The 25,116-nt window shown below is 42.5% G+C and carries 24 protein-coding genes; 16 read left to right on the top strand and 8 right to left on the bottom strand.

The window, feature by feature from the left end:
• Positions 1-21 precede the first annotated feature (21 nt).
• A complete protein-coding gene (locus HZA77_12085; protein ID MBI5376169.1) occupies positions 22-864 on the bottom strand; it encodes an amidohydrolase in 843 nt (280 codons plus the stop codon).
• A 79-nt stretch (positions 865-943) separates the two neighbouring features.
• On the opposite strand from HZA77_12085, the gene HZA77_12080 reads away from it, so the two are divergent.
• A complete protein-coding gene (locus HZA77_12080) occupies positions 944-2,083 on the top strand; it encodes an aminotransferase class V-fold PLP-dependent enzyme (protein ID MBI5376168.1) in 1,140 nt (379 codons plus the stop codon).
• 275 nt (positions 2,084-2,358) lie between these two features.
• The gene (locus tag HZA77_12075) at positions 2,359-3,987 is read left to right on the top strand and encodes an alginate export family protein (GenBank protein MBI5376167.1); all 1,629 of its coding nucleotides are present in this window, start codon (positions 2,359-2,361) and stop codon (positions 3,985-3,987) included.
• Positions 3,988-4,170: 183 nt separating this feature from the next.
• Here the strand turns inward: HZA77_12075 and HZA77_12070 are convergent, their stop codons facing one another.
• The 5 genes from HZA77_12070 to HZA77_12050 all read right to left on the bottom strand — a co-directional run bounded on the left by HZA77_12070 (position 4,171) and on the right by HZA77_12050 (position 11,157).
• On the bottom strand, positions 4,171-5,211 hold the full coding sequence (locus HZA77_12070) for an alcohol dehydrogenase catalytic domain-containing protein (GenBank protein MBI5376166.1): 1,041 nt from the start codon (positions 5,209-5,211) through the stop codon (positions 4,171-4,173).
• 126 nt (positions 5,212-5,337) lie between these two features.
• Positions 5,338-6,390, bottom strand: coding sequence for an alcohol dehydrogenase catalytic domain-containing protein (locus tag HZA77_12065; GenBank protein MBI5376165.1), 1,053 nt, complete (start codon positions 6,388-6,390; stop codon positions 5,338-5,340).
• Positions 6,391-6,400: 10 nt separating this feature from the next.
• The gene (locus HZA77_12060) at positions 6,401-8,410 is read right to left on the bottom strand and encodes a molybdopterin-dependent oxidoreductase (protein ID MBI5376164.1); all 2,010 of its coding nucleotides are present in this window, start codon (positions 8,408-8,410) and stop codon (positions 6,401-6,403) included.
• A gap of 150 nt (positions 8,411-8,560) precedes the next feature.
• Positions 8,561-9,496 (bottom strand): flavodoxin family protein, encoded by a 936-nt coding sequence (locus tag HZA77_12055; GenBank protein MBI5376163.1) that lies wholly within the window; start codon positions 9,494-9,496, stop codon positions 8,561-8,563.
• A 14-nt stretch (positions 9,497-9,510) separates the two neighbouring features.
• Positions 9,511-11,157: a thiamine pyrophosphate-binding protein gene (locus HZA77_12050; GenBank protein MBI5376162.1), complete on the bottom strand. Its 1,647-nt coding sequence runs from the start codon at positions 11,155-11,157 to the stop codon at positions 9,511-9,513.
• A gap of 154 nt (positions 11,158-11,311) precedes the next feature.
• On the opposite strand from HZA77_12050, the gene HZA77_12045 reads away from it, so the two are divergent.
• From HZA77_12045 to HZA77_12020, 6 genes are all read left to right on the top strand, one after another.
• Entirely contained in the window at positions 11,312-13,069 is a 1,758-nt protein-coding gene (locus HZA77_12045) for an alkaline phosphatase family protein (protein ID MBI5376161.1), read from the top strand.
• A gap of 79 nt (positions 13,070-13,148) precedes the next feature.
• The gene (locus tag HZA77_12040; GenBank protein MBI5376160.1) at positions 13,149-13,370 is read left to right on the top strand and encodes a type II toxin-antitoxin system HicB family antitoxin; all 222 of its coding nucleotides are present in this window, start codon (positions 13,149-13,151) and stop codon (positions 13,368-13,370) included.
• A complete protein-coding gene (locus HZA77_12035; protein MBI5376159.1) occupies positions 13,363-13,584 on the top strand; it encodes a type II toxin-antitoxin system HicA family toxin in 222 nt (73 codons plus the stop codon). The genes HZA77_12040 and HZA77_12035 overlap by 8 nt, the downstream gene beginning before the upstream one ends.
• Positions 13,585-13,664: 80 nt before the next feature.
• A complete protein-coding gene (locus HZA77_12030) occupies positions 13,665-14,273 on the top strand; it encodes a flavin reductase family protein (protein MBI5376158.1) in 609 nt (202 codons plus the stop codon).
• A gap of 153 nt (positions 14,274-14,426) precedes the next feature.
• Complete coding sequence (locus tag HZA77_12025) at positions 14,427-14,918, top strand: L-2-amino-thiazoline-4-carboxylic acid hydrolase (GenBank protein ID MBI5376157.1); 492 nt, start codon at positions 14,427-14,429, stop codon at positions 14,916-14,918.
• A gap of 161 nt (positions 14,919-15,079) precedes the next feature.
• Positions 15,080-15,562, top strand: coding sequence for an L-2-amino-thiazoline-4-carboxylic acid hydrolase (locus HZA77_12020; protein MBI5376156.1), 483 nt, complete (start codon positions 15,080-15,082; stop codon positions 15,560-15,562).
• On the opposite strand, the gene HZA77_12015 is transcribed toward HZA77_12020, so the two are convergent.
• Together HZA77_12015 and HZA77_12010 are read right to left on the bottom strand one after the other, a co-directional pair.
• Positions 15,555-17,177 carry a GAF domain-containing protein gene (locus HZA77_12015; protein ID MBI5376155.1) on the bottom strand — a complete coding sequence of 541 codons (1,623 nt, stop codon included), beginning with the start codon at positions 17,175-17,177 and terminating at the stop codon, positions 15,555-15,557. The genes HZA77_12020 and HZA77_12015 overlap by 8 nt on opposite strands.
• Positions 17,178-17,190: 13 nt before the next feature.
• The gene (locus HZA77_12010; protein MBI5376154.1) at positions 17,191-18,024 is read right to left on the bottom strand and encodes an MBL fold metallo-hydrolase; all 834 of its coding nucleotides are present in this window, start codon (positions 18,022-18,024) and stop codon (positions 17,191-17,193) included.
• Between the two features lie 104 nt (positions 18,025-18,128).
• On the opposite strand from HZA77_12010, the gene HZA77_12005 reads away from it, so the two are divergent.
• The 8 genes from HZA77_12005 (at position 18,129) to ilvC (ending at position 25,108) form a co-directional block, all read left to right on the top strand.
• Positions 18,129-18,608, top strand: a complete 480-nt coding sequence (locus HZA77_12005; protein MBI5376153.1) for an NAD(P)H-dependent oxidoreductase — start codon at positions 18,129-18,131, stop codon at positions 18,606-18,608.
• Complete coding sequence (gene tsaB / locus HZA77_12000; GenBank protein MBI5376152.1) at positions 18,601-19,302, top strand: tRNA (adenosine(37)-N6)-threonylcarbamoyltransferase complex dimerization subunit type 1 TsaB; 702 nt, start codon at positions 18,601-18,603, stop codon at positions 19,300-19,302. Before HZA77_12005 ends, tsaB begins: the two co-directional genes overlap by 8 nt.
• Positions 19,295-19,777, top strand: a complete 483-nt coding sequence (rimI, locus tag HZA77_11995) for a ribosomal protein S18-alanine N-acetyltransferase (protein MBI5376151.1) — start codon at positions 19,295-19,297, stop codon at positions 19,775-19,777. The genes tsaB and rimI overlap by 8 nt, the downstream gene beginning before the upstream one ends.
• A gap of 96 nt (positions 19,778-19,873) precedes the next feature.
• Complete coding sequence (locus tag HZA77_11990; protein MBI5376150.1) at positions 19,874-20,137, top strand: DUF465 domain-containing protein; 264 nt, start codon at positions 19,874-19,876, stop codon at positions 20,135-20,137.
• A 95-nt stretch (positions 20,138-20,232) separates the two neighbouring features.
• Positions 20,233-21,891, top strand: coding sequence for a dihydroxy-acid dehydratase (ilvD, locus tag HZA77_11985; protein ID MBI5376149.1), 1,659 nt, complete (start codon positions 20,233-20,235; stop codon positions 21,889-21,891).
• Positions 21,892-21,901: 10 nt separating this feature from the next.
• Positions 21,902-23,581: a biosynthetic-type acetolactate synthase large subunit gene (gene ilvB / locus HZA77_11980; protein ID MBI5376148.1), complete on the top strand. Its 1,680-nt coding sequence runs from the start codon at positions 21,902-21,904 to the stop codon at positions 23,579-23,581.
• On the top strand, positions 23,581-24,072 hold the full coding sequence (gene ilvN, locus HZA77_11975; GenBank protein MBI5376147.1) for an acetolactate synthase small subunit: 492 nt from the start codon (positions 23,581-23,583) through the stop codon (positions 24,070-24,072). Before ilvB ends, ilvN begins: the two co-directional genes overlap by 1 nt.
• A gap of 31 nt (positions 24,073-24,103) precedes the next feature.
• Positions 24,104-25,108 carry a ketol-acid reductoisomerase gene (gene ilvC, locus HZA77_11970; GenBank protein MBI5376146.1) on the top strand — a complete coding sequence of 335 codons (1,005 nt, stop codon included), beginning with the start codon at positions 24,104-24,106 and terminating at the stop codon, positions 25,106-25,108.
• The last annotated feature ends 8 nt before the right edge of the window (positions 25,109-25,116 follow it).

Raw genomic sequence — 25,116 nt, 5'->3', positions numbered from 1 at the left:
TTCTCCTTATAATGATAAATCCTATTTTAAAGGAAAGAGTTTTGCAGCATTTGAAAATAAGAGCTTATCAAGGTCCTCGCTGCTGATTTTCAGCCCCTTTGCAAATTTTATATATTCATCATGAGAGGCAAGCGCGTAGTCTGTTCCGAAAAGGAGCTTGTCTGCCCCTCCGGAATATACAATATCTTCTATCTTTGAACGGAGCCGCGCCTTCATCTTTTCTTTATAAGGGGATTTCCCTCCGGCAAAAAGACCGGAGATATCGCTGTAGGCATTAGGATTTTTAATTATTACTTCCATAGTGTCAGTAATCCATGGAAACCCCAGATGTGCAATGATTATCTTTAAGTCAGTGAACTTGCAGGCTACATCGTCGAGGTGAAGAGGGTGGCAGTATTTCACAGGGGCTGCCGGGAAAGCCGGATCTCCTGAATGAAAAATTACCGGAACATCATATTTCATGGCAAGTTTGTATATGCGATCGCATTTCTTTTCATAGGGGTAGAAAGCTATATAACCGGGATAAAGTTTTATTGCTGAAAATTCTTTGTTGGAGAGGCATGATTTTACAAAATCAAATTCCTTTGGATTAATGGATACAGGATTTAAAGTTGCCGCAGCAAGAAAGTGGGGAGCATATTTCTGAGCAAAATCTCTTGCATATTTGTTGCTGAAGGTTCCCATGATAAGAGCTTTTTCTATATTGTGACGTTTCATATCCTCAATGAGCCCTTGAGGAGAATAGTTCAGCCCCAGCTCTTTTGCCTGTTCAACTGAACGGTCAAACTCGAAATGGACGTGTATATGGCTGTCGAATACCCGGCGAGCCTTTTCGTTTCTTTTATTTAATATTTTTTTTGCCATTAGATGCGTATTGAAAAATAATATTTTTTATAAGATATTCTTTCCTTTAATTCAATGTGTAAAAGGAGTTTTCTGATAAATGAAGGTTTACCTTGATAATTCTGCCACATCATTTCCCAAACCAAATGAAGTTTTAAAGGCGGTGACAGAGGGGATAACAAAGTTTGGAGGCAATCCGGGACGGGGAAGCAACAGCATGTCCCTTGCTGCATACAGGGAGATATTCAAAGCAAGGGAGAGAGCTGCACGTTTTTTCAATATAAAGGACAGCAGCCGATTGGTTTTTACCTCCAATGCGACAGAGGCTTTAAACCTTGCAATAAAAGGGCTAAGGCTGACATCAGGGGAAATCATAACTTCTTCAATGGAACATAACTCTGTGATAAGACCCCTCTCATCCCTTGTTTCTCAGGGATTAACTCTGAAAAAAGTAAAAAGTTCTGAGACCGGCGAGGTTGACCCTGATGATTTTAAGAGAATGATAACCGGAAAGACAAAGCTTGCTGTGTTCACTCATGCATCAAACGTAGTCGGGACAATCCTTCCCATAAAACAGATTGGCCGCATATGCAGGGAGAAGGGGATAATATTTATAGTTGACGCTGCCCAGACCGCCGGGTGTTTGCCCATTGATGTTGAAAGCATGTGTGTGGACCTTCTGGCATGTTCAGGACATAAAGGGCTTTTGGGGATACAGGGGACCGGGCTTCTTTACATTGCTCCATCGATTAAACTTCAACCTTTAAAGGAAGGGGGAACCGGAAGTTTTTCTGATGATGGGAACCAGCCGGAGGAACTCCCTGACAGGTTTGAAAGCGGGACTCTTAATACTCCCGGGATACTTTCCTTGTGTGCAGGGATAAAATTTATCGAGAAGAAGAGCATTAACAAAATAAGAGAACATGAAATGATGTTAATTAAAAGATTAGTTGAGGGATTAAAAGGGATAAAAGGTGTGAAAATATATGGTGTTGAAAATGAAAAAAAAAGAGCAGGACTTATATCTCTCAATATAGAGGGGATTCATTCCTCCCGGATAGGGGATATATTGGATAAAAAGTTTGGCATTATTGTAAGGACAGGACTTCACTGCTCGCCGGAATCACATAAAGCGGTTGGCTCGTATCCGGGGGGGGCCGTAAGATTCAGCCCAGGGTATTTTAATACAGTTGATGAGATTGATTATTCGGTTAAAGCTGTAAAATCCCTTGTTCGATAAAGGGGCTTCAATTTTTTTAAGTTGCTGTGTTTTTATCATTTTCTCATTTTTTTCTTGACTCAGTCTTTATGGCTATAATAGCATTTAGAAAAATATCCTTTTGTTAAGAGAAAATTAATAGTTTGTAAGTCATCATTAAGTTTTTAACTGAATTATTTAAAAAATTGGTGAAGGGGGTGGTGGTACAGAGTAGAAAAAGTACCTTTTAGATAATTTTAATAAATTAATAATCTGAATTTATTTACTGTTGTATCTTAAGCAAGGAGGGAATACGGATGAAAAAAGTGGGTGTAGCATTAGTTATGGTATTAGCTTTATGTCTTTTGCCTCTTTCCAGTGTAAAGGCTGAGACAAAAGCGGATGTTGAGAACAGACTCGATCAGATTGAAAAGGAAATAGCAGCTCTTAAAAAAGAAGTATCAGGACAGAAAGAAGCATGGGAAAAGAACATGGGCTTCCTGAAGAGCATCAAGCTTGGCGGCGAAGTCAGAACAAGATGGGAAATACAGAACAACTTTGATTTTGCTAAGAACAACACAGATGATTTTTTCCTTATGAGAACACGTTTTTCAATTGAAGCAACCCCGATAGATAATCTCAGGATCTTCATACAGGCTCAGGACGCAAGAGTCTGGGGTGATGAAGAGAATGGTCTTAATGGATGGTCGAGAGGCGGCGACTCGGAAAGTCAGAGGACTGCAAGTGATGACAGGATAGACCTGAAGCAGGGATATTTTGATCTTCAGAACATCGGCGGACTTCCTGTAACCGTGAGAGTAGGACGCCAGGTTCTTTCCTATGGCGATGAACGCCTTGTTGGTGCTAATGACTGGAGTAATTTCGGAAGAAGCTTTGATGCATTAAAGCTCATCATCAATCCTGCTGAAGGCGCACAGGTTGATGTATTTTACTCAAAAGTTGTTGAAAGTATAAGAGATAATAGACTTGATGAAGATTCAGATATAGATTTCTATGGAATATATGGAACTACCACCAACTTTGCTGATGTAGGAATAAAAACATTTGATCTTTATGCTTTAATTCTAAGGGACAACGGATTCAACAATGATGATAACGAGAAACCTGGAGTTTTAAAGTTTCCTGCAGAAGTAGATCATAAAATCAAGAATCAAGGTAATTCAACAATATATACTGTTGGCGCAAGAATGGCTGGAGTTATTCCTGTTATTGAAGCCATAGACTACAATTTAGAATATGCTGCTCAATACGGGACTATTGGTTCCGCTGATAACTATAAAGCTGTAAAAGATGCAAAGGGAAACATTAAAAAAGATAAAGATGGAAAAGATATTTATAAAAAAGATGGTACAATTCCATCATCTAATTTAAATGCATGGGCGGTGCACAGTGAAGTTGGTTACAGTATGCCTGATTTCATGATGAAGCCAAGGATTGCTGCTTTCTTCAATTATGCAACAGGCGATGCAGTGCCGGGCGATAAGAGAAATACCACTTTCGTAAATCTCTTTCCGACAAATCACGACAAATACGGGATGATTGATTTTATGAGATGGCAGAATATGCAAGATATCGGCGGTAACTTAACAATAACCCCGATTGAGAGCCTGACAGCAAAAATTGCGTACCATCGTTTGTGGCTTGCTAAGAAAAATGATGCATGGTACGGATCTCCAAGGCGTGACATCTTTTTTGTTACTAATGCAAACAGAAAAGGCGACGGAGATAATAACGTAGGTGATGAAATTGATCTTCTCTTAAAGTACACCTACAACAAATATGTTGCTCTTGAAGCTGGCTATTCTGTATTCTTCGCAGGCGATCTTGTTAAGCGCGGCGGAACAGCGGATGACGGTGGTAAAGCTATTCAGAATCATAAAACAGAAGCAAACTGGGGATATGTACAGGCCAAAATAGGCTTCTAATATTTTCCAGAGAGTAATCTCAGGGGAAGGATTTTATAATCCTTCCCCTTTTTATTTTATTAAATAGAATCGGTGGCAGTCTGCCGTCGCTTATCTCCTGATTTCCCGTTAACACACAGGCTTGGGCAGGTTCCGCGTCAGGCACCTGCTGTTCAGTGCCAGAGCGGGACTGACAAGCCTGTCTTATATCTCGACAGTTACATAAAGCGCGGAAGGATCTTCAATTCTCAGGTTGAATGCTTTATTTACATCTTCAAGACTAAATCTGTGGGTTATTATTCTGGCAGTTTCAACTTTACCTTCTTCTATCATCCTTAAAGATTCTTTCATTTCAATAATAGTGTGGGCTGATGCTCCCTGTACCCGCAGGCTTTTGCTTAAGACCTGCCGGAAATTTATCGTATTGTCCTCATTTCTTACAGCAAGCGCAATGAAGGCCCCCCCTTTTCTTGTAGATTTGATAGCCGGCTCAATCGTTGGCGCATTGCCGCCGGCAAGCTCGATAGATACATCAACTCCTTTCCCATCTGTTTCTTTTAAAATTATTTCTGCAGGATTGTTATTTTTCGCATCTACAGGAATGCTTCCTGCCAGTTCTGAGGCAAGCTTTAGTCTTGCCGGGTCAATATCAACTGCAAATATCTTCGAGACATTTAAAGCTTTTAACTGCATGACCATCAGTAGCCCTAAATTTCCTGTTCCGAAAACTGCTGCTGATGTTCCTTTTCCTATGCTGACGCCGGAGGATTTTAGTCCGTATAGATTTACCGCCATATGGTGCGTTGGGACAGCTTCCTCGAAACTAAGCTTTTCAGTGAATTTAAGGGCTATATCTTCTCTTGCTTTTATATATTCTGAAAACACTCCTGGAACATGAAACCCGTATGCTTTTATTTGGGGGCAGAAGTTTTCCCGTAGTTTTCTGCATTCTTCGCATACGCCGCATCCCCAGAAAGGCTGAACAACAACCCTGTCGCCTTCCTGCAATTTTTTTACCGATTTACCTTTAGCTTCAACAATTCCGGCTGCTTCGTGCCCGGGTGTGTCCCCGTCGGAGAAGGGCATTATTACAGGTTTGTCATATTTTCTGAAGCGGTACGTGTCAGTGCCTGAGATGGCACAGCATTTTACCCTGATAAGTACCTCGTCATCAGAAATTTCCGGTTTCGGCGCTTCTTCTATCACGAAGCCTTTGTCAAACCCTCTAAAACGCGCAGTTTTCATAGATGATGTTTGCTCCATTTGTTTGATTGTCGGTTTGGCTGTTCCCTCGTCAGGCACCTGCTGTTCAGTGCCAGAGAGGGACAGGCAAGCCGAGTTAATTTTCTATATTCAAATTAATATGCAGGTTCAATAAGGTTTTATCAAAACCTTCAGCGCCTCTCCACTCATGGCAAGCTTAAACCCTTCCTCCCATTGTTCAAGCGGGAGTATATGGCTTACAATGGGCTCGATATTAATTTTACCCGAACCAAGTATTTTTATCCCCTCAACCCAGCATGGGGTCGGGTCTCCCCTGCACCCTAATATGGAAAGCTGCCGCCCCATGACTTCTCCTGCCATGTCAATCTCGACAGGCTCATAGCCGGCACCCGTTAAAACAATTCTTCCACAATTGCGTGCAAGCGCAATTCCTGATTTTACCGCTTCACCTGAGCCTGCTATTTCAATTACGATGTCAGCACCTTTCCCGGTTATTTCCCTTACTTTTTCTTTTATATTCTCCCTGTCTGCAACTATGACGTTGTCTGCCCCAAGCTCTTTTGCAAGCTCAAGCCTTTTCCTGTCTTTTTCAAGACCTGTGACTATTATTTTCCCCGCTCCGTAGAAACGTGCGAGGATTACCATCAGAAGACCAATAGGACCGGGTCCAAGTATAACAACGCTCTCAAGAGGCTGGAGTTTCCCCACGACTTTCACTGCATTTACAGCAAGGCTAAGTGGTTGGAACATGGCGCCTGCTTTAAAAGATACATTTTCCGGCAGAACATGGAGATTTCTTTCAGGTATTACAAGATATTCGCTGTATGCTCCCTGATAAAGCATATAAGCGCTGGATGTAGTGCAGAAATTATTTTTCCCTTCAAGACAGAAGATGCATTTGCCGCATGGATTGGTTGTTACCTCTCCTACAACCCTGTCACCTGTTTTTAGCTTTTTTACATTGGTACCTGTCTCAATCACAGTTCCTGTGAATTCATGCCCGAGCCCAACCTTTTCCCTGTTTAACACTCCTTTGGGGAAGCCTTTCCTGTAAAGCATAAGCTCTGTTCCGCATATCCCGCAGTATTCAACTTTTACTATCACATCCTGCGGGGCATAAGGATTGCTGCCAAGCTGAGGCCGCGGTATATCCTCAATAAGGAATTTGGAATCAGATAAGCGTGCATTCAGTGTTTTCATTGGATAGCTCTCATGGATATTTTTTTACTTTACATGCCAGTGACTTGAAAGATGGAAAGCCTGAGATAGGGTCGCGTGTCTCTATCTCTGTGAGTATGTTCACATTAGCTCCCTCCCATCCGTCAGTTATATGAACAACACCGGCGATGATTTTTGGTGTTATCCTTGCTTTTATATATATTTTTCCCCGCTTGGTTTCGACCGAGCATGTCTCGCCTTCCGAGATACCAAGTTTCCCTGCATCTTCATGGGATATTTCAACAAAAGGTTCAGGACACATCTCCTCTAATGATGGGATCTGATGGAACTGCGAATGTGCAAAATACGGGAATCTCCCCCCTGTTGTGAGTATGAGAGGATAGTTTGAATCAGGCACCTCCGCAGGCGGCACATATAAAGGAAGCGGATTATGTCCTGCTGATGAAAGTATTCCTGATACAAGCTCTATTTTCCCTGATTTTGTAGGGAATCCCTTTTCACGGCATGTTCCTATCGGAGGGGATAGCTTGCTTCCATCAAAAGGATTTTCCTCAATATCCTTAAAAGTTTTTCCAAGAGGTTTAAGGAGATGATTTATCCCTTCTTCCTCGTCCTGCCAGGGGAGCTCATTTTCAAATCCGCATTTTTTCAGCAATTCATGCCATATCTTCCAGTCAGGAAGTGTATTGCCGGGATCAAGTATTTTTTTCTGAATTGATAAGGGCTGCATGATGGAAAGCTCTGTTCTCTCTAAGAATGTTGAGGCTGGAAGCACTATCTGTGACAACCTTGCCGTCTGAGACATGAAGGTATCGATTGTGACGAGCATATCAAGGCCTGAAAGGAATTTCTCTGTCTTCGCTGTATCAGGCCAGGTCATGAGCGGATTGCCGCCATCAACTATCATTCCCCTTACCGCTTCATCAGCATTTTTTTCTAACAGCTCAGGGAAAACCATTGCCTGCCCCTGTCTAAAGGAGTTTGTAAACAGCGGATGTTCCTTTGTTCCTGCTGGCGGTTTCTGCGGTGCCCTTGGTGCAGAAGCTTTTGCAGGGGATAATGGAGGCATGAAGGGAAATATATTTCCACCCTCAATATCAATATTCCCGGTTATCGCAAGAAGGATAGCCGTAGCCCTTACATTCTGTGTTCCATTGGTGTTCTGGTCAAGCGAACTTCCCTGGTCAATACATGCTGGTTTTGAGTTTGCAAACTCCTTTGCCAACGATATGATAGTTTCCTTGTCTATGCCTGTTCCTTTTGCAACCTCATCAAGTGATAAACCGGATATATTTTTTCTGAGCTCTTCAAAGCCTGTAGTGTGTTTTTCGACGAATTCTTTATCATAAATGTCTGCATCGATTATTACCTTTATCATTCCCAAAGCAAGAAGGCCGTCTCTGCCGGGTATTATCTTTATATGCCTGTCTGCAATGCGGGCTGACTGTGTGGTGCGCGGGTCTATGACTACGATTGTTGCCCTATGCTCCTTCTGCCTCAGCACGCTTACTCTTGAACGCATTGTTGATACAAGAGGGTTTGTTCCCCAGAGAATAATGTAGGAAGATTTTTCAAAATTGGGAGACGACCATCTGCCGAAGGTAACCATGTTGGCAAAGACCTTCGCGATATTGCAAAGTGAACCGGTACAGGAAAAATTAGGAGTGCCATAGACCTGGCAGAAGAGTCTGATAAGATGCATTGCCATTCCCTGCGTGATAAGGGGATCTCCGAAGTAGACAGCAAGGCTTTCTCTTCCATATTTTTTTTCGAGTTTTTCAAGGCTTTCGCATATTGAGCTGAATGCATCATCCCAGCTTATTTCTTTGAATTCCCCGTTTACTTTTTTAAGGGGTGACTTAAGTCGGAGAGGGCTCGTTACTATGTCTTTTGCTTTGATCCCCTTGATGCAAAGGTTTCCCTGAGTGTACGGATGTTCCCGTGCTCCGCGAATTGATACAATATCGTCTCCTGATTTTTCAATCTCCATCCCGCAGTTCTCTACGCAAAGCCCGCAAATTGTCCTCGTTAGCTCTCCCATGGTTTTATCCTTTTAATATTGTAAATTTTAATATTGGCTTGCCAGTCCCGCTCTGGCACTGAACAGCAGGTGCCTGCCGCGGGAACTGCCAAGCCATATATTAACAGTGATTAATGCAAATATCTCTGCAGATATATAACTTATCAGAAATTATAATGGTGTAACAAAGGAGGCTCCTGCCCTGAAAGTTTCTTCAAGCCCCTTCTGGTCCCTTTCTATTATTCCTTTTTTGTAATATTCCCCCCAGAATCCGCAGGCAGTTATGATTTCAGAAGTTATCACATTGAAAAGCTTCAACAGCATTACCTGAAATTCTATGATGTGGTTATAGGAATCATTGCTTGGCCATCCCCATGTTCCTATCAATGCACCGCGCTTCAGCGTGCTTATTTTTGGAAAGTGAATCGGTGCGCGAAGAGGATGCATCCTGTCAAAAAATGCAGCCGTAAGGGCGCACTCCCTTCCTGTGTAAACAGGAAAACCCAGCACAACGCTGTCAGCTTCTATGAATTTCCGGTAGACTTCAGACATGCCGTCTTTTAAAACGCATATTTCCGGCAAATCAACTTCTGTGCATTTCATGCATCCTAGACAGCCTGATATGTTCATCTTCTGGAGATTGAACTTTTCCACCTTTGCACCTTTAGAGCGCACGCCGTCTAAGAATTTCTCCATCAGGATGTCGGTATTGCCTCCGATTCTGGGGCTTGTCATTATTGCTAATACATTCTGCTCTGAAGGTTTTTTAATAATCTTTGGTCCATTTTCTCCATCAGGACGGTCCCATCTTTTTATTTCTATGAGCCATTCTTTCTCGCTCAATTTTTCCTGAGACTCTTTTTTGCGGGCAAACTCTTCAGGGCTTTTTATCCTTAAAAGCAGAGGTTCATATGATTTAGGAAGTGCATTGACAGCCCCTCTGTAAAGGATGTCGCCGGTTATCTTGGGACTCTTTTCATCATAGGCGATCAATCGTGCTGAGTTCGATATCTTTTCCTTCCATGATTTTCTTATGATGGCAGGCCAGATATTTAAAATCTTGCTTAGAGTATCCTCTGCTTCCTTATCCCAGGAAAACTCATGCATTTTAAACTCCTTTTTTACAGATTGCTGTCTTTAGTTACAACATTCAGCAGGCATGGTGAATTGCTGTTAAATGCCTTTGAGAGAGATTCTTTTATTTCTGACCGCTTTTCAATCGTTATGGAGTTTACTCCAAGCGATTCAGAAAGTTTGCTGTAATCAATTCGAGCCCAGAGATAGTAGTCATCCTGTTTGCCGAACTTTGCACTTGCCAGTACGTTTAGAGATGAATATCCGCTGTTATTCAGGATTATCTGTATGAAATTTTTGCGATTATAAGTTGCCGCAGTTGAAAGGTCCTGACAGTTAAAAAGAAAACCTCCGTCTCCGGATAAACTTATTATTTTACGTTTTTCATTTTTAGCAAATGTCGCTCCTATCGCCGCGGGGAGGGCAAATCCGAGACATCCGAAGGAACGCACTGAAAAGAAGCTCCGGGGTTTTTTGAGCCTCGGGAAAAGATGTGAGTATGGGGTCCATATGGTGTCAGTGAAGATTACCGCATCATTTTTTTCTATGAACTCTGAAAGTTCTGCAAGGAACATCCTTGAAGTGAGAGGGCTTGATGAAAGAGAGCCATTACCTGCAAAGGCTTTTTTCCTCTCGGCAGATAAAAATTCATTATATGTCTCTTTGTAACCATCATTGTGATTCTGAAATCTTTTTTTTGCAAACTGAGAGGAATTTTTTCTTATAATACCTGATGCACCTCTTAAAAAGCTTCCCGCATCTGCTTTTATGTAGATGTCTGCTTTTCTGAACTTTGGGTTTTCATCATCTACATCAATCCTGATTATTTTTTTGGGGAGCTTTAGTTTCCCCATTCTTAAGTTTACAGGGTTTAGCCTTGCGCCTACCACAATAAAGAGGTCAGCCGCATTGAAGATGTTGCTGTCAAAATTATATGGAGGCATTCCTAGTGAAAGAGGGTTGCTGTCCGGAAGCGCCCCCCGTCCTCCTAAGCTCATCAGCACAGGAATCCCTGTAAGTCTCGCAAATTCTGCAAGTTCATCTTCAGCGCCGCTCCTTATGATTCCGCTTCCGGCAAATATCATGGGGCTTTCCGCTTCATATATCATCTTAAGCGCTTTTGTTATCTCCGGTGGCGTCGCCACTTTCTGTTTTACGTCGATGCTAATCTTCTTGTTCTCAGCTGTATCTTCCATGATGTCTATTGGTATGTTTAAATAAACCGGCCCCGGTCTTCCGCGGTTTGAAGTGGCAATGGCATCGGCAACTGCTTTTTGCACATCTGACGCTTTTTCAGGATAGATTATCTTTTTAGTGACAGGCTCTAAGATCTTGAATGAGTCAACTTCGTGGAATGCCTCTATGCCGAGATTTTTTTGCGGATTGTCAACAGTGATTACAACTACCGGGATTGACTGGTAATAACATTCGGTGACCGCAGATACTACATTTGTAACACCCGGTCCGCACATCACCATGCAGACACCGGGTCGGTTTGTTACAAGTGCGTAGCCTGCGGCAGCAAAGCATGCAGCCTGCTCATGTTTAAAAAGAACTGACTTTATTTTTTTCTGCCGTGCAAGACTCGGGTAGATGCTTGACACAGAGGTTCCGGGAAGGTGAAAAACATTTTCTATCCCTGCATCAGCAAGTGTGCCGGCTATAATGTCTGGTGTGCCGCTAACTTTTCCCATTACAAAACCTCCGTAATTTTGGAGAAAGGCAGGATCAAATTTGAATAAGCAAAATGGTGTCTGTTAGTCAAGCGCAAAGTGATTTGATTTTGTGGCTCGAACCCGGTATACTTATTTTGAGAGTGATAATAACATCAGGGAGAATTAAAAAATAATGAAAAAAATCCTTACAGTTGTTTTGCTCATAGTTTTAATAGCAGGGGCATATTATGCCTTTTATACAAAAAAGCCTGCTGTCATAAAGTTTGAGAATATTGACTCTACTCAGCTCCCTCACAGGAAGGTTATTCTTATTGGGCTTGACGGTGCTACATGGGATGTTCTTCAGCCTCTCATAGATGCAGGCTGGGTCCCAAATATTAAATCTCTTTTAGAAAAAGGGACAAAGGCTGATTTCTATACGCGCTATTCCGCCTTTTCTCCTGTCATCTGGGCAAGCGTTGCTACGGGGAAGCTCCCTGAAAAACACGGAATAAAGAACTTCCTTGTAAGCACACCGGGAGAATATGAAGAGATACCTGCCACAAGCATTGACAGGAAGACAAATGCCATATGGAATATACTTTCCCATTTTGGGAAGAAAGTCTCAGTTACAGGATGGTGGGCAAGCTGGCCTGCAGAGAAGGTAAACGGCTACATGGTTTCACAGAAATTTTTTCTCAATGTATTTCAGGCAGGTCCAATCGGCGCAGAGAATGACATGAAGCTTGGCAAGATCAGCAAAGCTTATACTGAAGGCTCAGAAAGGCTGACCTATCCGGACTCCCTTGCAGATGAATTAAAAAATAATATGGCAGCAGCCTCAACGGAAAAGTTTGAATCATCTGATTTTTATAAATTACTTAACTCTGCTCTCTCAAGTGAGAAAGATCCGTACAGGGAAGATCATCTAAAATCCATGCTTAATATTTATAAGGCTGATTTCATGGGAAAAGAGGTGTTCAGTTATCTTAACGGCAAAGACAGGAATATTGATTTTCAGGCTGTTTATTTTGAAGGTGTAGATGCTTCTTCCCATTTTTTCTGGAAAGAATTTGATGAGTCGAAAAAAATTAAGGGAAGTGCATTCAACTCAATTATTGAGCAGTATTACATAGTGGCTGACGGATATGTTGGGGAGATTTTAAAGGCTTCTGACTCAAACACTGATGTAATAATAGTTTCAGACCATGGGTTTGAGAAGAAGAATGACTCACGAAGCCGCGTTTTCCAGTTAAACAGAGTGCTTGAAAAGCTAGGTTTCCTGAAAATGCTTGAAGACGGGAATATTGATTATAGCAACAGCAGTTGCTTTGATTCACAGGCATTTCCTAAAAGTAACATGAGGGAGATTAAGATAAATTTTGCTGGAATTTTCCCCGGCGGCAGTGTGAAGACAGAAGAAGATGCAAAAAAAATCTATGAGGACCTCAAAGATAGGCTCGGCAAGCTCACACTTGCAAATGGAGGAAAGCTTGTTGAGGATATCTCATATGACAGCACAAAAAAAATAATCAATGTAAAGGTCAAATATCAGCTTCCTTCAGATGACATGATAAAATTTGAAGATGCAGGTGTGTCTGTTGACAAGTTGTTCGACCTTTATGATCTTTCCGGCGACCATAACCCCAAAGGGATATTTTTAAGCGCAGGCATTGATATCATCAATGGTAATGCAAAAGAGGGGCGTGAGGTAACTACCCTTGACGTTACACCTACAATCCTTTCCATATTCGGGCTTCCTGTAGGAACGGATATGGACGGCAAGATAATTTCATCAATCCTCAATGAAACGAGCGGGGATAAAGCATACAGAGGTGTAATTAGCTCATATGACAGCCATATTCCTCTTCAGAACTTAAAGGCTTCTGTTTCAGGCGGCAGCGACAAGCTCATGAAAGAACGCCTCAAATCATTAGGGTATATCAACTGATTAATATATAAGGATAATAGGCTTTAATATTGGATTTTCTAAAAAAACACATTATAATAAATTTTAAAAAGGATAAACTATGTCAAAGAAATTTACGGCGGTAATAACTAAAGAAGAAAAATGGTATGTAAGCCATTGTGTTGAGTTGGGAGTGGTAAGCCAGGGAAAAACGATAGAAGAGGCTCAGATAAACCTCAAGGAGGCGGTAGAACTCTATCTTGAAAGTTTCGGAGAAGAAGATGTACCTGAAAGCACAGGTGAAATAGTAATGTATCCGCTTGAGGTTGTCATAGGTGGTTAAACTTCCAGTTTTGTCTGGTAAAGAACTTATTCAAATTTTAAAAAAAGATGGTTTTCAAATAGTTCGTCAAAAAGGCAGTCATGTAAGCCTCCAGAAAGGAGTTTATAAAGCTGTTGTTCCTCTCCATGAAGAACTTGCCAAAGGAACTTTCCTTGGTATTCTGAAGCAGTGCGGGTTGTCAAAAGAAGATATTGCTGACTTTCTTAAAAAATAAAATATATTCTCCTGCCATGAAATAATAAAGTTCCTTGCTTTTGTTCAATTCATTGGATTTGAAAATTTAAAGGAGCGATCATGAAGAAAAGTATCGAAGTTGAGTTTCTCTGGCATCTTGACCAGCTTGTTCTGCCATTTCCTGTTACAATAATAACCACTGTGGACAGCGGGGGGAAGATTAACGCTGCGCCCTACTCCCTTGTTATCCCATTTTGTGCTTCAAAAAAATCACCGCAGATAATGCTGAGCTGTAACAGGAGCTGGCATACCCCGCAAAACATCGAAGCTACCGGGGAGTTCGTTGTAAATTATCCGGGAGCCGAGCTTTGTGAGGCTGTTGCAGAGACAGGACGCTTTTATCCTGAAGGTGTAAATGAGATGGAATATGCGAAGCTTACTGCCATTGCATCTAATAAAGTAATGCCTCCCCGCATAAAGGAGTGCAGACAGCATTTAGAATGCCGCGTTGCCCAGACAATGAACCCGAGTAAAACGCAGATAACTTTTATCGCAGATATAGTTGATGTATCGATTGATGAGAAGTTCCTTGGCATGAGCCGCGAGGAAAGGATAAAAGAGATTAATCTTCCGGTCTATTTCGGCCCGACTGATGACGGAGGAAGCGTCTTTGGTATTGCACAGGAATACAGGCTTTGCTCCCCTGATATCAAACCTGATTTGTATTGAAAAATGCAGGTTAACCAATTGAGGACAATGTTTGGCGTTGTGTTTCGTATTATTGACAACTTCCGCACCGTGTGCTAACCACTTGTCATAATGTGCCTTTAATGCAGCGAATGCGCTGTAAACAATTTAAAACAACTTTACAGGAGGTTAAAAATGAAATTACCTACCCCGAATCCTACGCCGGTAGAGGAAAAATGGAAGAAAATATGCGAGGGCCTTGCGGCTGAAAGGATCAACCTTTACTTTGATCTTAAGAAGGTTCTTGGAGAAGAAAAAGGGACTGAAGTTTTTAAAAGACTTTATGATGAAGGAATACAGAGAATCCGCAAGAATTTCCCCGGCGGCAAACTCCCTGTGGGCGACCTAATGAGAAAAGAGCTTACAAGCTTTCCCATGCTCGGATTTGAGCTTACTATAGACGAGGTAGAGGAAGGCGGAGAAAAAGCTTATTACGAACATCTTACAAACTGCCCATTCTTAAATATGGCAAAAAAAATGAAAACACCGGAGCTTCCTTGTGACTTCCTCTGCAGCTATGACGTCGAGCTAGCTATTAAGGATAAAAGAGGGCGCTGGGAAATTAAATCCCGTATGGGAGATGGCGCTAGCGAGTGTGTATTTAAGATAAAAGAATGGAAAGACTAAAAAAAACAATATTTGGCGGCATACTTTGTCATCTGCCGGTTCGCAAATGCTCACATACTGAAAAGTATGCTCCGCTTTGCTCACCGACAGCTTTCGCGTCTGCCCCTCAAATCTTGTTTTTTTTAAATATGGTAAATTAAATTTTACTCTGGGGTGAACAAATGGAAGAAAAAATAGTCGGCAAGGATTTTCCATGGGAAAAACAGAGGGAGATGCTTATTGAAAGAGTTTCAATGAAGCTTCCCCAGCTTTACCAGAACCTTGTTGCAACATACGGGCCTGAAAAAGGAAGAAAAGTATATGATGATATTTTTGAGGTGAACTTCGTAAAGCGTTCGAAGGTTTTCTTTGGCAAGGATATCGGTGATATCATGATGGCTGAGGTTGATATTTTCCCTGCAATGGGCTGGAAAATATGGATAGATAAGAAGGACGAAGCAGATGGGCCTGCCTGGTATGAACACCTTGAACTTTGCCCTCACTGGGAATCTACAAAAAAACATAAACTTCCTGATCCGTGTGACCTTGTTTGTAACATGGACTGCAAGATGGGACAAAAGTACAAAGTTGGGAATTGGGAAAGACTGAAACATATGCCGTCAGGAGACAGTGAGTGTCTTTTCAGGATAACAAGAGCTAAATAACGCCTTTGAACCTGTAGTCTCTGACTAACTCATATATTTTTGCATCAATGAAAAGCTTGACCAGATAATGGTCAAGCTTTTTTGCTTTTGCCTCATCGAGCAATATGTCAAGGGCTCTTTCTTCTATAACGGCTTTTTTATATGGTCTGTCTGCTGCAGTGAGTGCATCATAAATATCGGATATGGTTATAAGCCTCGACTGAAAGGGTATCTGTTTTAAATCAACACTGCGAGGATAGCCGGAGCCATCCAGTTTTTCGTGATGGGCATATGCAATTGACGGGACCCTTTTTAAATCTTTAGTCCATGGAATCTTGTCGAGAAAATTGAAGGTATGTGTCACGTGTGATTCAATCTCGCACCGTTCTTCATCAGTGAGGCTCCCCTTCTTTATACTGAGGAAGTGGAATTCATGCTCTGAAAGCAGAGGTATTTTCTCTCCATCAATATGGTAATACCTGTCTGTGAGCTTTGAAAGTTCTCCTGCTTTTTCTTCAGGTAGTATTGATGGTTCATTTGCATTGCTTATTATGGAGAAGTACATTTCAAGATTTTCTATCTCCTTTTTAAGCTGCTCGGCGTTATCCAGATAGTATTCGCGTACTGTGAGTGAATGAGGTTCATCTATTATTCCTCTGCATCTGTCCCTGTAGTATTCTCTTTCAAGATATTTCTTGATGTAATCAAAGCGGTGTTTGATGATGTCAAGCTCGAGAGGATAGAGTTTTTTTGCTTTTACCAGGACATTTTCACGCACTCCTACCTTCCCGAAGTCATGAAGCAGTGTGGCATATCTGATTTCCTTGATTTCTTCATTGCTGAACTTCACTTCCCTGTATGGGCCGCTGTCAAGGTTGTTAATGATTTCAGCGAGCCTGACTGTGAGTATGGCTACCCTTTCGGAATGACCTGCAGTAGTCGGGTCTCTTTGCTCTATTGCCGTTACCGATGCCTTAACGAAGCCTTCAAGGAGGGTCTCTATGTTTTTATAGAGAAGGTTGTTCTCTATGCACACGGCAGCCTGGCTTGCAAGGGAACTTACTATTTCTATATTTTCCGCGCTGAATGGTATCACCTGTTTTTCTGTTTTAGCCGGAGCAGTAAGTTTTGATTTGAAATTTTTCTTCCTGTTGATGAGCTGAAGAGCTCCTGTTATTTCACCTGTGTGGTTCTTCATCGGTATTACAAGGAGCGATTTTGTCCTGTAACCGGTTGACTCGTCAAAGCTTCTGTTAAAGGAATATTCAGCTTTTTTGGTGATTGAGTATGCGTCTTTTAGATTAAGGGTTTTGCCGGTAGAGGCTACATAACCTGCAAGGCTGCTCTTATCTAACGGAAGCTTGAGGTCAAGGACATTCTCAAGTGACAGTGTGTCGTTCTGCGCAAGTTTGAATTTAAGGCATGACGTGTTTCCGTCTTTCTCAACCAGGTAAAGGCTTCCCGCATCGGCCCCGGAAAGCTCCCTGCACTTCTTCAGAATCATTGCAAGGAGCTTGTCGTAATCGCGTTCTGAGGAAAGAGCAGTTCCAATGCGGTTCAACTCTTTGAAGTTTTTTTCAAGCGCCTTATATTTTTTTTCAAGCGGGATTTTTTTACTTTTTGAGAGGCTGCTCAAATCTGATTTTCCATTATAATGTTAACTCCATTCCCTCGTAAGCAGCGTATGATTCAGGGAATTCCTTCCGGGCATCTGCTTCGATTTTGTCGATGAATTTGTCGTCATGGTCAGGGTCATGATGGAAGATGATAAGTTTTTTTACGTTTGCCGCTTTTGCAAGAGCGACCCCCGCTTTCCATGTAGAGTGCCCCCATCCTGTTTTTGGGAATCCCTCCTTCCCTGAATATTCGTCTTCCGTATAGTTTGCATCATAGACCATGACATCACAGTCTTTTACGAGATTGAACAGGGATTTGTCGATGCAGCTGAAATGCTCCGTGTCGGTTGCATATACGAAGGACTTCCCTTTATATTCGATTCTGTACCCCATGCATCCTCCAGGATGATTGAGCCTTCCCATCTTTATCAAGACATCACCGTCCTTAAGCACTTCATTCTTATTTATTTCTACAAACGAGATCTTTGCATCCATTTCCTGCAATGTCACCGGGAAATAGGGAAACATTACCTGTCCTGAAAAAAGATGTTCAAATGAATAGGAAAGTTTTGACTCGCCGTACATGGTGATTTTATAATTTTTATTGTACACGGGGAGGAAAAAAGGGAATCCCTGAATATGGTCCCAGTGAAAGTGTGAGAAAAGAAATTTTATTTCATGGCTTTTTCTTTTAAGTATTTCTTTCCCTAGCTCACGTAATCCGCTTCCTGCGTCGCATATATAAAGATTGTTCCCGCATCTTACTTCCACGCACGGAGTGTTGCCTCCATACTTTACCGTTGATTTTCCCGGGGTTGAGATACTCCCTCTGACTCCCCAGAATTTTACTTTGAAAACTTTTTCCATAGACGTTCCTCTGTTTGGAATTGACATTGATTTGATGCTTGGTTATTAGGGAATCATAATCAATGGGAGTCTATTTTGCAATTTTTTTCTGGAGGTGGTGATTAATGTCAAAGATACTTGTTGTCTACCATTCAAAGAGCGGCAATACTGAAAAGATGGCAGTTGCAGTCGGAGAGGGGATAAAAAAGAAGGGTGTAGAGGCGGATGTTAAAAAAGTTTCTGATGTCAATGTAGATGATATCCCTAAATATGACGGGATGATAGTGGGTTCTCCTAACTACTTTGGATCTATGGCAGCAGAAATAAAAAGTTTTTTTGATGTTAGCGTGAAGCACTTCAAAAAACTGGAATGGAAGGTAGGCGCTGCTTTTTCTTCAACCGGTATGCAGGGGGGAGGAGGAGAACTTACCATCATTGACATATTAAAGGCTCTTATGGTCCATGGATTTATTGTTAAGGGAGAACCATCAGCAGGACATTTCGGCCCGGCAGGCATAGGGGCACCAGATGAAAAAATTCTGAAGGAGTGCAGGCTTCTTGGTGAAAAGACAGCTGAACTTCTTTTAAAGGTTAACCGTGGGTGAACCTGTAAGAACACTTGCCATTGATACAACTACCAGAACCGGCAGTGTTGCTGTTTATTCTGTGAATCCCGGTGAATCGGCTGAAATAGTTTTAGAAGCCGGTAAAAATTATGCTGAGACACTCCTCTCTTCCATCAATCGCCTGTTCGAAATGACGGGATTGCAAATGGAAAATATGGAGCTTATCGCAGTTGCCAATGGTCCGGGTTCATTCACCGGATTGCGGATAGGGCTTGCAACTGCGAAAGGGTTGAGTTGTTCCTCTGGAGTACCTGTTAAAACAGTTTCCACCCTTGAGGCGCTTGCTGGAAGAGTAAGCGACAGCAGCTCAATCATTTGTCCGGTGCTTGATGCCCGGAGAGGTGAAGTCTATTCAGCTTTTTTCAGAAGAGAAAGAGACGGCTCTCTTATTAAAACAAGTCCTGAACTTGCATCCAGAATAGAAGATGTATGTGCGGCTATAGATGATGGCGCGGTATTTTTAGGAGACGGCGTTGACACATACGAAAAAAAAATCAGACTCCTCATGGGCGAGAGGGCAGTTTTTGCTCCGGCTCATTTGAGATATCCCTCAGCTCTTGCCGTAGCACAAACTGCTCTTAAAAAAATCGCTGCCGGAGAAAAAGCTGAGACAGCATTGGCTGTAAAGCCATTATATGTCAGACAATCTGATGCAGAGATAAAGCATGGGTGATTGTCCCATCAATCTTTACTTTGCACCGATGGGATTTGATGACCTCGAGGATGTTATTGACATAGAAAAAAGGTCCTTTTCGAATCCATGGACAGTAGACATGTTTGTTTTTGAAATGTGCCAGATAAAAGTATCCTATCATTATGTTGCCCGCAAAGATAACAGTGAAGGACAAATAGTCGGATATATATGCTTCTGGCTTTTTGATGATGCTGATGAAGCGCAAATAACCAATGTTGCGGTGGAACCTGAGCTTCGCAATCTTGGCATAGGAAGAGAGATTCTCCGCTTTGTTGTTGGAATGGCAATAGAAAAAAAGATAAATGAAATGTTTCTTGAAGTGCGGGTATCAAATATGTCTGCAAGGCATTTATATGAAAGTGAGGGGTTCATTGAAATAGGAAGACGCAAAAAATACTACTCGGACACCGGAGAAGATGCAATAGTTATGAAAAAACTCTTATATATTAGATAGTTAAATTGCTTTTATTTGCTTGAAATTTAACTATCTCTCTGTTATTGTTATTTTTTAAAATTACAATTTACACACAGAAAAGGAGCATTAATATATATGCAGAAATCCTTGGGGAGAGAAGCTATGGGGAATAAGGAAGAACTTTTAAAGGCTTTAAGAGAAGAGAATGAAGAATTCAGAAGCCTTGAAAAAGCCCACAGGGAGTATGAGGTTAAGCTTGAGGAGTTTGAGGTAAAAAAGTATCTTTCGCCTACAGAAGAGGTTGAAAAGGCAAGGATCAAAAAACTCAAACTTCTCGGCAAAGACAGGATGGAGTCCCTTATCAGAGACTTCAACCAAAGTGTTAGCCTGAAGAATTAAAGCATTACCATTACTGTTATTGCTTTTGAAAGCAGAGGTATATATTTTTGTCTTTTTTTTTAACCTGCTGATTTTTAAAGAGATGGGGAGATTTAATGAGAAGCCGTGAAGTAAAAGAAGGGATAGAAAGGGCACCGCATAGAGCACTTTTCCATGCCACAGGCGTAAGACCGGCAGATTTCAAAAAGCCGTTCATAGGTGTTGTTACAAGTTTTACGGATCTTATTCCCGGTCATATAGGAATGCGGGACCTTGAACGTTTTGTAGAAAAAGGGGTTCACTCTGCAGGAGGCTACCCGTTTATCTTCGGAGTCCCCGGAATATGTGATGGCATTGCCATGGGGCACAAAGGAATGAGTTATTCGCTTCCTTCAAGGGAGCTTATCGCTGACATGATAGAGTCTGTAACGAATGCACACTGCCTTGACGGCCTTGTGCTTATTACCAACTGCGACAAGATTACTCCCGGAATGCTAATGGCAGCGGCGAGACTTGATGTTCCTTCTATTGTTCTCACTGCAGGGCCAATGTTTACGGGAAGATTAAGAAAGAAAAGGCTGTCCCTTGTAAGGGATACATTTGAGGGAGTAGGCAGATGCAGGGGAGGAGAGATATCGGAAGGAGAGCTTCACAAGCTTGAGCTTGAAGCCTGCCCCGGTCCCGGCTCTTGCCAGGGTCTTTATACGGCTAACACGATGGCATGCCTTACAGAGGTTATGGGGATGTCTCTTGAAGGCTGCGGCACTGCACTTGCAGGTCAGGCAAAAAAGAGACGCCTTGCTTTCGACAGCGGTGAAAAGATTGTAGAACTTGTAAGCAAACAGATTACCCCTCGCAAGATACTTAATCTTAAGGCATTCAGGAATGCGATCATTGTTGATCTTGCACTTGGAGGCTCAACCAATACGGTTTTACATCTTCCTGCGATTGCCCATGAAGCGGGGATCAAGCTTGAACTTGAAGAATTTGACAAGCTCAGCAAAAAAGTTCCGCATATTTCCATGCTTGAACCTGCGGGCGACAATTATATGGAAGATCTCGAATATGCAGGCGGTATACCGGCTGTTCTTTCAAGATTCAAAGACATGCTTCATGATAATATTACGGTGTCCGGAAGGACAATATTAAGCATTGCCAGAGGCTCAACTGTTGAGGATCCGGATGTAATAAGACCGCTCGACCGCGCTTATCACAAGGAGGGCGGGATAGCGATTTTAAAAGGGACTCTTGCTCCTGATGGGGCTGTGGTAAAGCAGGGAGCTGTTTCAGCATCGATGATGAAGTTTGAAGGGACTGCAAAGGTTTTTAACTCCGAGGAAGATGCTGTTAAATCTATTGTAGAGAAGAAAATAAAAGCAGGTGATGTGGTAGTTATAAGATATGAAGGCCCGAAAGGCGGCCCGGGAATGAGGGAGATGCTCCTTCCTACTGCGGCGCTTGTGGGTATAGGACTGGGAGACAGAGTTGCCCTTATTACGGATGGTCGTTTTTCCGGAGGGACGAGGGGCCCTTGCATCGGACATGTTTCCCCTGAAGCAGCAGAAGGCGGACCGATAGGTGCCGTTAAAAATGGCGACCGCATTATTATAGATATAAGCAACAGGAAAATAGACATAGGGATAACCGCTAAAGAGCTTGCGCAGAGGCTTAAAGGGATTAAGCATCCTGTTAAAAAAGATGTGGGCGGATATCTTTCAAGATATGCCAGCCTTGTACGTTCGGCTAATACAGGCGCCATCGTGGAAAGAAGATAGGAAATCATAAATGAAAAAAGGCGCTGAAATACTTGTGGAGAGCCTCATAAAGGAAGGGGTTGAATACATATTCGGACTTCCCGGGGCTGTTCTCTGCGATGTGTACGACGTGCTTTACGATTCGCCGCTGAAATTTATTATCACGCGTCATGAGCAGGCTGCCGCTCATGCAGCTGACGGTTATGCACGCGGTTCCGGAAAAGCAGGCGTATGTATGGTAACGTCCGGACCCGGTGCGACGAACATAGTGACCGGACTCGCTACAGCATACATGGATTCAATCCCCCTTGTGATCATAACAGGTCAGGTTCCCACAAGCATGATAGGCGATGATGCTTTTCAGGAGGCGGACATAGCAGGGATCACGAGGACGATATCAAAGTATAATTATCTTGTTAAGGATGTTAATGACCTTGCCAGAACGATAAAAGAGGCATTTTATATTGCTACTACAGGAAGACCGGGCCCTGTGCTGATTGATTTGCCGAAAGACGTTCTCAGTGGAAAGGCAAAATACGAATACCCGGAAGAAGTCCATATAAGAGGTTATAACCCCAATGTGCAGGGGCATCTAAAACAGATAGAGAAGATAGCAGAAAGAATATCAGAGTCAGAAAAGCCGGTCATATATATAGGCGGCGGCGTAATACTTTCCGGGGCTGACCAGGAGGTTGAAAAACTTGCAGAAGCAATAAACGCGCCTGTTGCAAGCACCCTTATGGGACTTGGCGGATTCCCGGGTGATCATGAGCTATTTCTCGGTATGCTCGGCATGCATGGAACATACTGGTCAAATATGGCTGTAAACCATGCGGATCTGATTATAGCCGTGGGCGCAAGATTTGATGACAGGGTAACAGGAAGAATAGATAAGTTTGCGCCGAACGCAACAGTAATCCATATTGATATTGATCCGGCGACAATCAGCAAAAATGTTCAGGTTGATCTTCCGGTTGTAGGCGATGCAAAAGAGGTGTTAAGAGAACTGAATGTAAAGGTTAAGGAAAAGATAAAGAAAAAACCTGAGAGAGCTTCATGGTTTTCCGAGATCAAAAGCTGGAAGGAGAAACATCCGCTCTCTTACACGAGAGACAAAAAATCTGTAAAACCTCAGTGGGTAATAGAAAAGATATGTGAGATGGCGGGTGAAAATGCGATTATTACAACTGATGTCGGCCAGCACCAGATGTGGGTTGCCCAGTATTATAAGTTTAAGAAACCGAGGACGCTTCTTACATCCGGGGGGCTTGGGACTATGGGTTACGGTCTTCCTGCTGCCATTGGTGTGAAGCTGGCAAAGCCTGATTGTCCGGTCATTAACATTACCGGTGACGGCAGTTTCCAGATGAATATGCAGGAGATTGCAACGGCAGTTGCATATAAGATTCCCCTCATTGTCGTAATACTTAATAATAACACGTACGGCATGGTGAGGCAGTATCAAAGCTTGTTTTACAACAAACGCTATTATGCCACTGATTTGGATGCTAACCCTGATTTTGTCGCCCTTGCTCAGAGCTTTGGCGCTGCCGGACTAAGGGTTGAGAATGAGAAGGATTTTGACCCGATTTTTAAACAGGCTTTGGCTGAGAAACGCCCGGTTATAATAGATATTAAGACAGATAAGGATGAAAAGGTTTTTCCCATGGTTCCTTCAGGTGGATCCGTAAAGGATATAATGGTGAACTGATGAAACATGTAATCTCAGTGCTTGTGGAAAATAAATTCGGAGTCCTCGCCAGGGTGGCAGGTCTTTTTTCAGCAAGGGGTTTTAATATCGCGTCTCTTTCCGTTGGAGAGACAACGGACACCACTGTATCAAGGATGACTATCATAACGAGCGGTGATGATCAGATAATTGAACAGGTAATAAAACAGTTAAGAAGGATTATAGATGTTATCAAAGTTTCGGATCTGACTGATGAAAGTTATGTTGAACGCGAGATGGTGATGATAAAAGTCAACGCCGACAACAAGGTGAGAGCTGAGCTTATGCAGATAGTTGACATATTTCGCAGCAAGATTATAGATGTTTCGCCAAAGGGATTCATAATCGAGGCAACAGGTGATTCTAACAAGATCGATGCTCTGCTTGATTTACTGAAACCTTTCGGGATTAAGGAAATTGCACGGACAGGTTGTGCGGCAATGAGCAGGGGAAGTCAAAAAAATCATAAGTGACGAATCTTAAAACATTGGAGGAAAGCAGAAGATGGTAGCCATTTTTCATGAAAAAGAAGCGGATTTGAAATATCTGAAGAATAAAACAATCGCCATCATTGGTTACGGAAGCCAGGGACATGCACAGGCTCAGAACCTCAAGGAAAGCGGTCTTAAGGTGATAGTGAGCGAGCTTAAAGGTACAAAGCAGTGGGATCAGGCGAAAAAAGACGGTTTTGAAGTTTTGAATGCAGATGATGCTTCTGCAAAGGCTGATTTCATACAGATGCTTGTTCCTGATGAGTTCCAGGCTACAGTTTACAGAAGCTCTATTGCAGGAAATATGAAAGCAGGGAAAACACTCGGATTTTCTCATGGATTTAATATTCACTACCATCAGATTGAGGCGCCTGCTGATGTTGACGTTGTAATGATAGCTCCCAAGGGGCCGGGACATCTTGTCCGCAGGCTTTATACGGAAGGCAAGGGAGTGCCAGCTTTGATTGCAATAAAGCAGGATGCGTCCGGCAAGGCGAAACAAACCGCATTGGCCTATGCAAAAGGGATCGGTTCCGCAAGGGCTGGTGTGATTGAAACAACCTTCAAGGAAGAGACGGAAACAGATCTTTTCGGAGAACAAGTTGTGTTGTGCGGCGGTGTGACGGAACTTATCCGTGCTGGTTTTGATACTCTTGTAGAAGCAGGGTATCAGCCTGAAATCGCTTATTTTGAGTGTCTCCATGAACTGAAGCTCATAGTAGATCTTATTTATGAAGGCGGCATAGCCAACATGCGCTATTCCATAAGCAATACCGCTGAATACGGTGATTTGTCGCGCGGGCCGAGGATAATTACTGATGAGACGCGCTGGGAGATGAAAGAGATTTTAAGGGAAATTCAGACAGGCGAATTTGCCAGGGAGTGGATACTTGAAAACCAGGCAAACCGTCCTGTATTTAAAGCTCTTGCTGAAGAAGGTGCAAATCACCTTATAGAAAAAGTCGGCAAAGAACTTCGCGGAATGATGTCCTGGATAGGCAAGCCAGTAATAAAGTAACCCGGATT

The sequence above is a fragment of the Candidatus Schekmanbacteria bacterium genome (genome assembly GCA_016219965.1).
Classification (GTDB): domain Bacteria; phylum Schekmanbacteria; class GWA2-38-11; order GWA2-38-11; family J061; genus JACRJM01.
This window is presented reverse-complemented; position numbering and strand designations above follow the sequence as displayed.

What these genes read in the sequence shown, in the direction of transcription:
- HZA77_12045 (MBI5376161.1), top strand. Translation starts at nt 11,312, where the DNA reads ATGAAAAAAATCCTTACAGTTGTTTTGCTCATAGTTTTAATAGCAGGG.
- ilvD (MBI5376149.1), top strand. Translation starts at nt 20,233, where the DNA reads ATGAGAAGCCGTGAAGTAAAAGAAGGGATAGAAAGGGCACCGCATAGA.
- HZA77_12065 (MBI5376165.1), bottom strand. Translation starts at nt 6,390, where the DNA reads ATGAAAACACTGAATGCACGCTTATCTGATTCCAAATTCCTTATTGAG.
- ilvC (MBI5376146.1), top strand. Translation starts at nt 24,104, where the DNA reads ATGGTAGCCATTTTTCATGAAAAAGAAGCGGATTTGAAATATCTGAAG.
- HZA77_11990 (MBI5376150.1), top strand. Translation starts at nt 19,874, where the DNA reads ATGCAGAAATCCTTGGGGAGAGAAGCTATGGGGAATAAGGAAGAACTT.
- ilvN (MBI5376147.1), top strand. Translation starts at nt 23,581, where the DNA reads ATGAAACATGTAATCTCAGTGCTTGTGGAAAATAAATTCGGAGTCCTC.
- HZA77_12010 (MBI5376154.1), bottom strand. Translation starts at nt 18,024, where the DNA reads ATGGAAAAAGTTTTCAAAGTAAAATTCTGGGGAGTCAGAGGGAGTATC.
- HZA77_12060 (MBI5376164.1), bottom strand. Translation starts at nt 8,410, where the DNA reads ATGGGAGAGCTAACGAGGACAATTTGCGGGCTTTGCGTAGAGAACTGC.
- HZA77_12075 (MBI5376167.1), top strand. Translation starts at nt 2,359, where the DNA reads ATGAAAAAAGTGGGTGTAGCATTAGTTATGGTATTAGCTTTATGTCTT.
- ilvB (MBI5376148.1), top strand. Translation starts at nt 21,902, where the DNA reads ATGAAAAAAGGCGCTGAAATACTTGTGGAGAGCCTCATAAAGGAAGGG.
- HZA77_12025 (MBI5376157.1), top strand. Translation starts at nt 14,427, where the DNA reads ATGAAATTACCTACCCCGAATCCTACGCCGGTAGAGGAAAAATGGAAG.
- rimI (MBI5376151.1), top strand. Translation starts at nt 19,295, where the DNA reads ATGGGTGATTGTCCCATCAATCTTTACTTTGCACCGATGGGATTTGAT.
- HZA77_12020 (MBI5376156.1), top strand. Translation starts at nt 15,080, where the DNA reads ATGGAAGAAAAAATAGTCGGCAAGGATTTTCCATGGGAAAAACAGAGG.
- HZA77_12085 (MBI5376169.1), bottom strand. Translation starts at nt 864, where the DNA reads ATGGCAAAAAAAATATTAAATAAAAGAAACGAAAAGGCTCGCCGGGTA.
- HZA77_12050 (MBI5376162.1), bottom strand. Translation starts at nt 11,157, where the DNA reads ATGGGAAAAGTTAGCGGCACACCAGACATTATAGCCGGCACACTTGCT.
- HZA77_12080 (MBI5376168.1), top strand. Translation starts at nt 944, where the DNA reads ATGAAGGTTTACCTTGATAATTCTGCCACATCATTTCCCAAACCAAAT.
- HZA77_12005 (MBI5376153.1), top strand. Translation starts at nt 18,129, where the DNA reads ATGTCAAAGATACTTGTTGTCTACCATTCAAAGAGCGGCAATACTGAA.
- HZA77_12055 (MBI5376163.1), bottom strand. Translation starts at nt 9,496, where the DNA reads ATGCATGAGTTTTCCTGGGATAAGGAAGCAGAGGATACTCTAAGCAAG.
- HZA77_12030 (MBI5376158.1), top strand. Translation starts at nt 13,665, where the DNA reads ATGAAGAAAAGTATCGAAGTTGAGTTTCTCTGGCATCTTGACCAGCTT.
- HZA77_12040 (MBI5376160.1), top strand. Translation starts at nt 13,149, where the DNA reads ATGTCAAAGAAATTTACGGCGGTAATAACTAAAGAAGAAAAATGGTAT.
- HZA77_12070 (MBI5376166.1), bottom strand. Translation starts at nt 5,211, where the DNA reads ATGAAAACTGCGCGTTTTAGAGGGTTTGACAAAGGCTTCGTGATAGAA.